The sequence below is a fragment of the Sphingomonas phyllosphaerae genome (genome assembly GCF_029623345.1).
In the GTDB taxonomy this organism is placed as follows: Bacteria; Pseudomonadota; Alphaproteobacteria; order Sphingomonadales; family Sphingomonadaceae; genus Sphingomonas; species Sphingomonas phyllosphaerae_C.
This window is the reverse complement of the sequence record NZ_JAPYKH010000042.1, coordinates 1-9,776: the sequence shown is the minus strand read 5'-3', so window position 1 is coordinate 9,776 and position 9,776 is coordinate 1. Positions and strand designations below refer to the sequence as shown.

Genomic DNA, 9,776 nt, shown 5'->3' with positions numbered 1-9,776 from the left:
CGCGCCGCGCTTTCGGCCTAAGCGGGCGGGCATGTGGCAGCTCTATCAGTTCCCTCTGTGTCCGTTCACGCGCAAGGTCCGCACGCTCCTCAACGAGAAGGACGTCGGCTACCAGCTGATGCGCGAGAACCCGTGGGAGCGGCGCGACGCCTTCATCGACATGAACCCCGCCGGTCAGACCCCGGTGATGACCGACAATGAGCGCGGCGTCGTGCTCGTCGATTCGATGGCGATCTGCGAATATTTCGAGGAGACCGTCGAGCGCGTCGCGATGATCAACGGCACCGCCGCCAACCGCGCCGAGATCCGCCGGCTGGTCGCCTGGTTCGACACGCATTTCTATCGCGACGTCACCCAGCCGTTGCTCGACGAGCGCATGATCAAGCGCATCGTCCACCGCACCACGCCCGACGCGTCGCGGCTGCGTGAGGCGATGAAATCCTCGGTCGGCCACCTCGACTATATCGATTTCCTGCTCGACCACCGCAAATGGATCGCGGGCGCGACGATCAGCCTCGCCGACCTCGCCGCGGCGGCGCAGATCTCGGTCGCGGACTATCTCGGCGGGATCGACTGGACCGGGCACGCGCACACCAAGGCGTGGTATTCGGCGTTCAAGAGCCGGCGCAGCTTCCGCCCGCTGCTGGCCGAGCGCATCACCGGGATCGAGCCGCCGAGCTATTACGAGAACCCGGACTTCTGATGCACGTCACGCACGACCCCGCCGCGGCCTCAGCGCCCGAGATCGCGTTCGACGACTTTCTCAAGGTGGACGTGCGCGTCGGCACGATCGTCTCGGCCGAACCCTATCCCGAGGCACGCAAGCCCGCCTACAAATTGGTGATCGACTTCGGCGCGGCGATCGGGCGCAAGCGCTCCTCGGCGCAAATCACCGAACATTATGCGGCCGACGAGCTGGTCGGGCGCCAGGTCGCCGCGGTGGTCAACTTCCCGCCGCGCCAGATCGGCAAGTTCCTCTCCGAAGTGCTGACGCTCGGTTTCCCCGACGCCGACGGCAAGGTGGTGCTGGTGGCGCCGAGCGAGCGCGTGCCCGACGGCGGGCGGCTGTTCTGATGCGCCAGGCGGTCGGTGAGATCGAGGTCGTCACACGCGGCGCCGGGCTGGTCGAGATCACGCGCGAGGTGGCGGCGTGGCTCGACGGCGCGGCGATCGAGACCGGGCTGCTCACCGTCTTCTGCCGCCACACCTCGGCGTCGCTGCTGATCAACGAGAATGCCGCGCCCGCGGTGCGCCGCGACCTCGAGCGCTGGCTCGCCAAGGTCGCGCCCGAAGCGCGCGACTATGAGCATGACGACGAGGGGCCCGACGACATGCCGGCGCATCTGCGCAGCGTGCTCACCGGCGTGTCGCTGTCGATCCCGGTGGCGCGCGGGCGGATGGTGCTGGGGACGTGGCAGGGCGTCTACCTCGCCGAGCACCGCGCCGCACCGCATCGCCGCCGCGTCGCGCTCCACGTCATCGGGGAGTGAGGCTCTCACTCCTCCCCGCGAGCGGAGAGGATCTACACCCGCTCCCCAACTTACAGCTAACCCCCTGTTAGTACTGCGCTGATAGCGATATCACCCAGAATGATAACAAGGGAGGGCGCCGCATGGCGGAGGCGGGGACGGCGTTGGTCGGACATGTCGGGCGCAAGCGGATGCGCTTCGCGCTCACCGACGCGGCCGGGCAGGTGCGCCGCGACAGCGTGCGCAGCTTCACCGCCGACACCACCGTCAGCATCTCCGGCGCGATCATGGACTTCCTCCGCGACGCCCGGCCCGACGCACCGCCGCGCCGCTCGGCCTTCGCGGTGGCGGGGCTGCCGCGCGGCGAGACCGTGTCGATCACGCGCGGGCGCTGGTACGTGTCGCGCTCGGGACTGCGCGGCATGCTCGGGCATGCGCCGCTGATCCTCAACGACTTCGAGGCCGAGGCCTGGGCCTTCCACGGCGCCGACGTCCGCGCCGAGGAGCGGTTCGCGGGCGACGAGCTCTCGCTGCGCCGCGCCGGCAGCTATTGCGTGCTCGGCATGACCTCGGGGCTGGGCGTCTCGGTGCTGAGCCGCGACGACGCGGGCGCGGTGCGCGTGCTCGCCACCGAGGCGGGGCATGGCGGGTTCATCGCGGTGAGCGAGGAGCTGGCGCGGCTCGCCGCCGAGATCTTCCCGGGCCGCTACCCGGTGGTGGCCGAGGACCTGCTCTCCGCGCCGGGGCTGGTGCGCCTGTACGAGACGCTGGCGCGCCGCCGCCACACCGCGCCGCGCTGGACCAGCGCCGAGGACATCACGCGCGCCATGGCCTCGGACCCGCTCGCGCGCGAGGCCTGCACCTGGCTGTGCCGTGCCTTCTGGAGCTACGCCGGCCAGCTCGCGATCATCTACGGCGCGTGGGACGGGGTGATCGTCACCGGCGGGCTGGCGGCGGCGCTGCGCCCGCTGCTGCGACTGGCGGAAATGGCGCCGCTGTTCGCGGGGAGCGGCAAATATGCGCGGCTGCTGGCGACCGTGCCGCGGGTCTATGCCGCGCTCGACGACGGCGAGCTGGCCGGCGCGGCCGAGGCGCTGCGGCACATGGGGTGAGGCGGCCGGGAGCGTTCGACGTGCGCTCGCCTTGCCCTGCTACGCCGGCTCGGCCAGCGTCAGGATCGACACGCCGATCGGCATCGGCACCCGCCCCACCAGGTGGCGCTCGACGCGAAAGACGCGCTCGAACAATGCGTTGAGCGGCGCCGCCGGGGGCGAATCGTCGCTGTCGTCGCGCCCGGTCAGCCGCCCCGCGACGCGCGCCGCGGCCGCCAGCGGGAACAGCAAGGAGTTGAAATAGGTCAGCCCGCGCTCCTTCAGCCCGGCGGCGCGGATCGCGCGCACCAGGCTGGGCTTGGAATAGCGGCGGTGGTGGTGGTTCACCACGTCGTGCGCGCTCCACATCCACTGGTGCGCGGGCACCGCGATCAGGATCTTGCCGCCGGGCCTGAGACACGCGCGCATCGCCGCCAGCGCGGCGACGTCGTCCTCGATATGCTCGACCACGTCGAGCACCGCGACCAGGTCATAGGCGCCGCGCTCGACGCCGGGCAGCTCGGGCAGCGGCGCGGCGCCGACCGCGCGGCCGAGCCGATCGCTCGCGATCGCGCGCGCGGCGGGGTCGATCTCGATCGCGTCGACCGTGCCGAACTGCGCCAGCATCGGCAGGTTGTGCCCGGTGCCGCAGCCGATCTCGAGGATGCGCGCGTCGGCGGGGAGCCGCGCCTCGCGCGTGAGGAAATCGGCGAGCACGTCGCGGCGCGCGCGATACCACCAGTGGGTCGAATCGTGCTCCGCCATGCGGTCGTAGACGCGGCGGTCCATCAGCGATCAGCCTTCATGTTTACGCGAACACCCAGTTGCGCTGGAGCCAAAAGGTCAGCAGCGGCACCACCGACACCGCGGGCACCAGCGGCCACCACGTCGGCCCGTGGAAGAAGGGGCCGGTCACCAGCACCCAGGTGAACCCCTGCTGGAGAAAGAAGCCGAACAATTGCACCAGGAAGAAGCGCCGCGCGGTGCGCGCGCTGCGCGTGCCATGGCCGCGAAAGCTCACCGCGCCATGCGCGAAGCGGCCGATGAAGGTCACGCTGAGGAAGGCGACCACCACCGCCAGGTTCGGGTTCATCACATAGGTGGCGAGCGGCCAGTAGACCAGGGCGTAGAGCGCGGTCATCACCCCGCCCGTCACGCCGAAGCGCACCAGCTGCCAGACCATCTCGCGCTGTGAGGAGGACGCCGGCGGCGGCGGGGACGACGGGGATGAGTGAGACGCTGCCAAAACCTTGCCCTTTGCGCCGCCGGGGCTAGACGCGGCTGCGGCTCTATCGCGCGCGGCGGCCGGAAGGAAGCGTTTTGGATATGCAGGGGCGGGACGCCGGGCCGGGTGAGCGCGACACGATGCGCGACCGGCTCGAGCGAGCGGCGCGCGTGATCGATCGCGACTGGCTGCGGCTGTCGCTGCTCGTCTGGGTGGCGATCGCCGCCTGGTTCGTGTGGCAGCGCTGGGCCGCGATCCACTGGCTGTCGCTGGGCGATACCGACGACAATATGCGGCTGATGCAGGTGCGCGCGCTGCTGAACGGCCAGGGCTGGTACGACCTGCGCGACTATCGGCTCAACCCGCCGGCCGGGTTCGACATCCACTGGTCGCGGCTGGTCGACCTGCCGATCGCGGGGCTGATCCTGCTGCTGCGGCCGCTGGTCGGCTACGCGGAGGCGGAGCGGCTGGCGTGCGGCATCGCGCCGCTGCTGCCCGCGGCGGTGACCTTGGTGGCGCTGGGCGCGACGCTGCGGCGGCTGATCCACCCGCTCGCCTGGGGGCTGGCGCCCGCTTTGTTCCTTGCCACCAACGTGACGCTCGGCATGTTCCTGCCCGACCGGATCGACCATCACGGCTGGCAGCTGGCGATGCTGGCGGTGACGGTGGCGGGGCTGTGCGACCCGCGCGGCGCGCGTGGCGGCGCGCTGGTGGGGATCGCCACCGCGGTGTCGCTGACGATCGGGCTGGAGATGCTGCCCTATGCCGCCATGTCGGGCGCGATCATCGCGCTCGCCTGGGTGATCGACCGCGGCGAGCGCGACCGGCTCGCGGTCTACGCGCTGACGCTCGCGGGCGGGAGCGCGGCGGGCTACGCGGGGTTCGCCTCCTACGCCAACCGCGTGCTCCGTTGCGACGCGCTCACCCCGGTGTGGCTGTCGGTGGTGGTGCTGGCGGGCGGGCTGCTGCTGCTGCTCGCGCTGGTCGACCCGAAGCGGCCGGCGGTGCGGCTTGTGCTGGCGCTGGCGGCGGGGGCGGCGGTGGCGGCCTTCTTCGCGCTCGCCTTCCCGCAATGCCTCGGCCGCCCCGAGCAGGTGTCGGACGAGCTCTACACCACCTGGCTCGCCAACGTGCGCGAGGCCAAGCCGATCTACCGCCATCCGCTGCGCATCGCGCTGCCGATCGTGACCTTGCCGCTGATCGGGCTGATCGGCGCGCTGCTGGCGACGTGGCGCGCGCGGCGCACGCCCGCGCTGCGCGGCTGGGCCTGTGTCGCCTTGTTCGGCGCCTTCGCCGCGCTGATGCTGCTGTGGCAGGCGCGCGCGGGGCCGGCGGCGCAGCTGCTCGCGATCCCGGGCGCGGCGGCGCTGGCGTGGGCGACGCTGCCCTGGCTGCTCGCGCCGCGCTTCTGGCCGGCCAAGGCGTTCGCGGCGGTGGCGGTGTTCGTGCTGGTGTCGGGGAGCTTCACCCAGCTGGCGATCGACTGGTTCCAGATCGACCGCCCCAGCGCCTATGTCCGCCGCGTCAACAAGGCCACCGGGCGGTGCATGACGATCCCCGCGATGGCGCCGCTCAACCGGCTGCCGCGCCAGGTGATCTTCACCTTCGTCGACATCGGCCCGCGGCTGATCACGCTGACCCACCACGACGCCATCGCGGGGCCGTACCATCGCAACGGCGACGCGATCCTCGACGTCCATCACGCCTTCAAGGGCACGCCCGAGCTGGCGCACGCGATCATGAAGCGCCACGCCGCGACCTTGCTGCTGGTGTGCCCCGACATGGCGGAATCGACCAATTATCGCGCCAAGGCGCCGGGCGGCTTCTACGCACGGCTGGCGCGCGGCGAGCGGTTCGACTGGCTGGTGCCGGTGCCGCTGAAGAAAGGCTCGCCGTTCCGGGCGTTCCGGATCGAGTAAGCGGGCGTCCCGTCATTGCCCCCCGTTTTCCGGCGAACGCGGGGGGGCCAAGGTCATGCAGAACAACGGCGTGTGACGTCCCTGGCGTCTGGGCCCCCGCGGGCGCGGGAGCACAACGGGCGTGCGTTGGAGGCGGCTTGGCAGACAGCCTACCGGCGCCGCGTCTGCGGAGACGCCCCACCCCCAACTTCTCCCCTGAAGGGGAGGGGAGCACCTCACCGCACCTGTTCACCCTCCCCTGCAGGAGAGGGCCGGGGTGGGGCGTCGCCGCGGGCGCAACGGTTTGCCTTACAGCCCCCCCTCACCGCAGCTGCTCGACCACCCCGTCGATCACGAACTGCACCGCCAGCGCCGCCAGCAGCACGCCGAGCAGCCGCGTGATCACCGCCTCGATCTTGGCGCCGAGAATGCGCATGATCGGCCCCGCCGCCAGCAGCGAGCCCAGCATCAGCAGCAGGTTCGCCCCCAGCGCCGCCATCACCACCGCCGAGCGCTCGAAGCCGTTGCTGCGCGCCATCAGCAGCATCACCGTCGCGATCGAGCCCGGCCCCGCGATCATCGGCATCGCCATCGGGAAGATCGAGACGTCGTCGGCCTCCTCCGCGGTCACCTTGGCGGCGCGGTCCTCGCGGCGCTGGGTGCGCTTCTCGAACACCATCTCGAGCGCGATCAGGAACAGCATCAGCCCGCCCGCGATGCGGAACGAGGCGAGCTCGATCCCGAGCGCGTGGAGCAGCGGCTCGCCCGCCAGCGCGAACAGCAGCAGGATTCCCGCCGCCACCACCACCGCGCGGATCGCCATGGCGCGGCGGTGCGCCGGGGTCGCGCCCGCGGTCAGCCCGGCGAAGATCGGCGCGCAGCCGGGCGGATCGATGATCAGGAACAGCGTGACGAAGGACGAGACGAACAGCTCGACCATCTCAGAGCGACGGGTCCACCGCCAGCCCGGCGCGGCGCGACGCCGCGACGACGGTGTTGCGCAGCAGCACCGCGATCGTCATCGGCCCGACCCCGCCCGGCACCGGGGTGATTGCCCCCGCCACCTCGGCGACGCGCGGGTCGACGTCACCGACCAGCCCGCCCTCGACGCGGTTGATGCCGACGTCGATCACGGTCGCGCCGGGCTTGATCCACTCGGGCTGGACGAAGCCGGGGATGCCGACCGCGGCGACGACGATATCGGCCATGCGCACATGCGCCATCACGTCGCGGGTGCGGCTGTGCACCGTCGTCACCGTGCAGCTCTCCTGGAGCAGCAGCGCCGCCATCGGTTTGCCGACGATGTTCGAGCGGCCGATCACCACCGCCTCCAGCCCGGCGAGATGCGGGTGGACGTCGCGCAGCAGCATCAGGCAGCCGAGCGGCGTGCACGGCACCAACGCGTCCAGCCCGGTGGCGAGCCGCCCGGCGTTGAGCGGGTGGAAGCCGTCGACGTCCTTGTCGGGGTCGATCCGCGCGATCACCGCGCGCTCGTCGATGTGGCGCGGCAGCGGCAGCTGGACGAGAATGCCGTCCACCGCCGGGTCGGCGTTGAGTCGGTCGACGAGGTCGATCAGCGTGTCCTGCGTCGTCTCGGCGGGGAGGCGGTGCTCGAAGCTCGCCATGCCCGCGGCCAGCGTCGCCTTGCCCTTGGAGCGGACATAGACCGATGAGGCTGCGTCCTCACCGACCAGCACCACCGCGAGTCCCGGCTGGCGCCCGGCGGCGTCCGTGAAGGTGGCGGCGGCGGTGGCGACACGGTCGCGCAGCGCGGCGGCGAAGGCTTTTCCGTCGATGAGGCGGGCGGTCATAACTCGGCCGCATAGAGCGAACCCGCGCGCTGTGCCAGCGTCGCGGGATCGCCTTTGATCGTCAGCCGCTTGAGCCGCGCGGTCTGGCCCGCGACCAGGGCCACGTCGCGCTTCGCCACGCCGAAATGGCGCGCCACCAGCGCGACCAGCGCGTCGTTGGCGGCGCCGTCGACCGGCGCGGCGGCGAGGCGCGCGGCGAGATGGTCGTCCGTACCGGCCGCCAGCGAGTCGCGACCGCCGCGCGGCGTCACGCGCACCGTCAGCGCGATCCCGTCGCCGGTCGCGCGCCAGGCGCTCAGACGGTGCCGCCCACCAGCACGCTCGCGGCGATGTTGTTGAGGATGATGTTGAGGATCACCAGACCGAGCAGCACCACCATCGGCGCGAAGTCGATCCCGCCGGTGGCGGGCAGCATGCGGCGGATCGGGCGGTAGAGCGGCTCCGTCAACCGGTCGAGCCCATCGTGCAGCCCGCGGATGAACGGGCTGGAAGTGTTGATGATGTTGAACACAATCAGCAGCGACAGGATGAACTGGATGATGATGATCCAGCGCACGAACGAGATCAGCACCTGCAGGATCTGGATGATGGTGAGCGTCAGCACGCGCGGCGTCTCCGTGATGGTGTATCGGTCATATAGGGCACTGACGCCGCCTGTGCCAGCGGGGTGTGGAGGTGGGCTACGTCGCCGCCGAGGCAGATCCTCCCCGCTCGCAGGGAGGAGTTAAATCGCCCTCACCGCCGGATCAGCGTGCCCGCGCCGCGCCGCGTGAAGATCTCGAGCAGCATCGCGTGCGGCACGCGGCCGTCGAGCACCACCGCGGCGTCGACCCCGGCCTCGACCGCGGCGACGCAGGTCTCCAGCTTGGGAATCATCCCGCCCTTGATCGTGCCCTCCTCGCGCAGCCGCCTGATCGCCGCCGGGTCGAGGTCGGTGAGCAGCTCGCCGTCGCGGTCGAGCACGCCCGCGACGTCGGTCAGCAGGAAGAAGCGCGCCGCGCCCAGCGCCGCGGCGATCGCGCCCGCCATCGTGTCGGCGTTGATGTTGTAGGTATGGCCGTCGGCGCCGATGCCGATCGGCGCGATCACCGGGATGATGCCGTCGCGGCTGAGCGAATCGATGATGCGGCGGTCGACCGCGACCGGCTCGCCGACGAAGCCGAGGTCGACCTTGCGCTCGATCCCCTGCAACGGGTCGGGATCGCGCCCGCCCACCTTCTCGGCCAGGACCAGCCCGGCGTCCTTGCCCGAGATGCCGACCGCGCGCCCGCCGGCGCGGCCGATCCAGCCGACGATCTCCTTGTTGATCGATCCCGCCAGGACCATCTCGGCGATCTGTGCGGTTTCCGCGTCGGTCACGCGCAAGCCGTCGACGAACCGCGATTCGACCCCCAGCCGCTTGAGCATGCTGCCGATCTGCGGCCCGCCGCCGTGCACCACCACCGGGTTGATGCCGACCGCCTTGAGCAGCACCACGTCCTCGGCGAAATCGGCCTGCGCCTCGGGCTCGCCCATTGCGTGGCCGCCGTATTTCACCACGAAGGTCTTGCCGGCGTAGCGCTGGAGGTACGGCAGCGCCTCGACCAATGTCTCGGCCTTGAGCGACGGGGGGAGCGCGGCGGCGGGGGTCGGATCGGTCATCCGCGGCGCCATAGCCGCGCCGGCGCGGGGACGAAAGGTCAGCCGTCGAGCCGGCGGCCCAGCGCGACCATCAGGTAGATCAGCGGCGGCACCAGCACGATCGACAGCACCACCTTGGCGAGCATCTGCCCCGCCATCAGCCAGCCCACCGCCGAGAGCCCGAAGGCGATCGAGATGAACAGCACCGAATCGACGATCTGGCTCAGCGCGCTGGCGGTCGCGGCGCGGAACCACAAAAGCCGCCCGCCCTCGCGCCCCTTGAGCCACGAGAAGATCGTGACGTTGAGCGATTGCGAGACGCCGTAGGCGACGATCCCGCCCGCCCAGATCCACGGCGTCGCGCCCATCATCTGCTCGAACGCGGCGAGATGCGCGCGGTCCATCTCGGGCGCGGCGGGCAGCTCGAGCACCACCAGCGTCAGCCCCATCGAGACGAGCAGCGGCACGAAGCCCAGCAGCACGAGCTTGCCGGCGACCTTCTGCCCGTGCAGCTCGGCGATCGCGCTGGAGGTGACGACGAGCAGCAGGAAGGCGAAGATCCCCGCCTCCACCGCGAGCGGCGGCAGGCCGAGCGCCGGACCAAGCCGTGAGATCGGCCCGAGCGACACCTGCTTGTTGCCGAGCACCCCGGCGATACAGAC

General features: G+C 71.2%; 13 protein-coding genes. 5 read left to right on the top strand and 8 right to left on the bottom strand.

Annotated features, from left to right (window positions below; translation table 11 throughout):
- Positions 1–31: 31 nt before the first annotated feature.
- The 4 genes from QBJ89_RS19805 (at position 32) to QBJ89_RS19790 (ending at position 2,581) form a co-directional block, all read left to right on the top strand.
- A complete protein-coding gene (locus QBJ89_RS19805) occupies positions 32–703 on the top strand; it encodes a glutathione S-transferase family protein (protein WP_277982175.1) in 672 nt (223 codons plus the stop codon).
- Entirely contained in the window at positions 703–1,074 is a 372-nt protein-coding gene (locus QBJ89_RS19800) for a tRNA-binding protein (RefSeq protein ID WP_277982173.1), read from the top strand. The genes QBJ89_RS19805 and QBJ89_RS19800 overlap by 1 nt, the downstream gene beginning before the upstream one ends.
- A complete protein-coding gene (locus QBJ89_RS19795; protein WP_277982172.1) occupies positions 1,074–1,490 on the top strand; it encodes a secondary thiamine-phosphate synthase enzyme YjbQ in 417 nt (138 codons plus the stop codon). Before QBJ89_RS19800 ends, QBJ89_RS19795 begins: the two co-directional genes overlap by 1 nt.
- A 122-nt stretch (positions 1,491–1,612) precedes the next feature.
- A complete protein-coding gene (locus tag QBJ89_RS19790) occupies positions 1,613–2,581 on the top strand; it encodes a glucokinase (protein WP_277982171.1) in 969 nt (322 codons plus the stop codon).
- A gap of 39 nt (positions 2,582–2,620) precedes the next feature.
- Here the strand turns inward: QBJ89_RS19790 and QBJ89_RS19785 are convergent, their stop codons facing one another.
- Together QBJ89_RS19785 and QBJ89_RS19780 are read right to left on the bottom strand one after the other, a co-directional pair.
- Positions 2,621–3,349 (bottom strand): class I SAM-dependent methyltransferase, encoded by a 729-nt coding sequence (locus tag QBJ89_RS19785; protein WP_223011420.1) that lies wholly within the window; start codon positions 3,347–3,349, stop codon positions 2,621–2,623.
- Positions 3,350–3,368: 19 nt separating this feature from the next.
- Complete coding sequence (locus tag QBJ89_RS19780; protein WP_219755925.1) at positions 3,369–3,743, bottom strand: GtrA family protein; 375 nt, start codon at positions 3,741–3,743, stop codon at positions 3,369–3,371.
- A 182-nt stretch (positions 3,744–3,925) separates the two neighbouring features.
- On the opposite strand from QBJ89_RS19780, the gene QBJ89_RS19775 reads away from it, so the two are divergent.
- On the top strand, positions 3,926–5,704 hold the full coding sequence (locus QBJ89_RS19775) for an AcrB/AcrD/AcrF family protein (protein ID WP_277982174.1): 1,779 nt from the start codon (positions 3,926–3,928) through the stop codon (positions 5,702–5,704).
- A gap of 301 nt (positions 5,705–6,005) precedes the next feature.
- Here QBJ89_RS19775 and QBJ89_RS19770 read toward each other — a convergent pair whose 3' ends face one another.
- From QBJ89_RS19770 to QBJ89_RS19745, 6 genes are all read right to left on the bottom strand, one after another.
- Complete coding sequence (locus QBJ89_RS19770) at positions 6,006–6,623, bottom strand: MarC family protein (protein ID WP_183921896.1); 618 nt, start codon at positions 6,621–6,623, stop codon at positions 6,006–6,008.
- Between the two features lies 1 nt (position 6,624).
- The gene (gene folD, locus QBJ89_RS19765; protein ID WP_277982170.1) at positions 6,625–7,494 is read right to left on the bottom strand and encodes a bifunctional methylenetetrahydrofolate dehydrogenase/methenyltetrahydrofolate cyclohydrolase FolD; all 870 of its coding nucleotides are present in this window, start codon (positions 7,492–7,494) and stop codon (positions 6,625–6,627) included.
- Positions 7,491–7,763 carry a DUF167 domain-containing protein gene (locus QBJ89_RS19760; RefSeq protein ID WP_347342843.1) on the bottom strand — a complete coding sequence of 91 codons (273 nt, stop codon included), beginning with the start codon at positions 7,761–7,763 and terminating at the stop codon, positions 7,491–7,493. Before QBJ89_RS19760 ends, folD begins: the two co-directional genes overlap by 4 nt.
- A 26-nt stretch (positions 7,764–7,789) precedes the next feature.
- Positions 7,790–8,098: a YggT family protein gene (locus tag QBJ89_RS19755; RefSeq protein WP_219755865.1), complete on the bottom strand. Its 309-nt coding sequence runs from the start codon at positions 8,096–8,098 to the stop codon at positions 7,790–7,792.
- A 131-nt stretch (positions 8,099–8,229) separates the two neighbouring features.
- The gene (gene argB / locus QBJ89_RS19750) at positions 8,230–9,135 is read right to left on the bottom strand and encodes an acetylglutamate kinase (RefSeq protein ID WP_277982168.1); all 906 of its coding nucleotides are present in this window, start codon (positions 9,133–9,135) and stop codon (positions 8,230–8,232) included.
- A 38-nt stretch (positions 9,136–9,173) separates the two neighbouring features.
- On the bottom strand, positions 9,174–9,776 hold a 603-nt coding region (locus QBJ89_RS19745), incomplete at its 5' end, for a queuosine precursor transporter (protein ID WP_277982167.1).

What these genes read in the sequence shown, in the direction of transcription:
- QBJ89_RS19795 (WP_277982172.1), top strand. Translation starts at nt 1,074, where the DNA reads ATGCGCCAGGCGGTCGGTGAGATCGAGGTCGTCACACGCGGCGCCGGG.
- argB (WP_277982168.1), bottom strand. Translation starts at nt 9,135, where the DNA reads ATGACCGATCCGACCCCCGCCGCCGCGCTCCCCCCGTCGCTCAAGGCC.
- QBJ89_RS19780 (WP_219755925.1), bottom strand. Translation starts at nt 3,743, where the DNA reads ATGGTCTGGCAGCTGGTGCGCTTCGGCGTGACGGGCGGGGTGATGACC.
- QBJ89_RS19785 (WP_223011420.1), bottom strand. Translation starts at nt 3,349, where the DNA reads ATGGACCGCCGCGTCTACGACCGCATGGCGGAGCACGATTCGACCCAC.
- QBJ89_RS19800 (WP_277982173.1), top strand. Translation starts at nt 703, where the DNA reads ATGCACGTCACGCACGACCCCGCCGCGGCCTCAGCGCCCGAGATCGCG.
- QBJ89_RS19805 (WP_277982175.1), top strand. Translation starts at nt 32, where the DNA reads ATGTGGCAGCTCTATCAGTTCCCTCTGTGTCCGTTCACGCGCAAGGTC.
- QBJ89_RS19770 (WP_183921896.1), bottom strand. Translation starts at nt 6,623, where the DNA reads ATGGTCGAGCTGTTCGTCTCGTCCTTCGTCACGCTGTTCCTGATCATC.
- QBJ89_RS19790 (WP_277982171.1), top strand. Translation starts at nt 1,613, where the DNA reads ATGGCGGAGGCGGGGACGGCGTTGGTCGGACATGTCGGGCGCAAGCGG.
- QBJ89_RS19775 (WP_277982174.1), top strand. Translation starts at nt 3,926, where the DNA reads ATGCGCGACCGGCTCGAGCGAGCGGCGCGCGTGATCGATCGCGACTGG.
- folD (WP_277982170.1), bottom strand. Translation starts at nt 7,494, where the DNA reads ATGACCGCCCGCCTCATCGACGGAAAAGCCTTCGCCGCCGCGCTGCGC.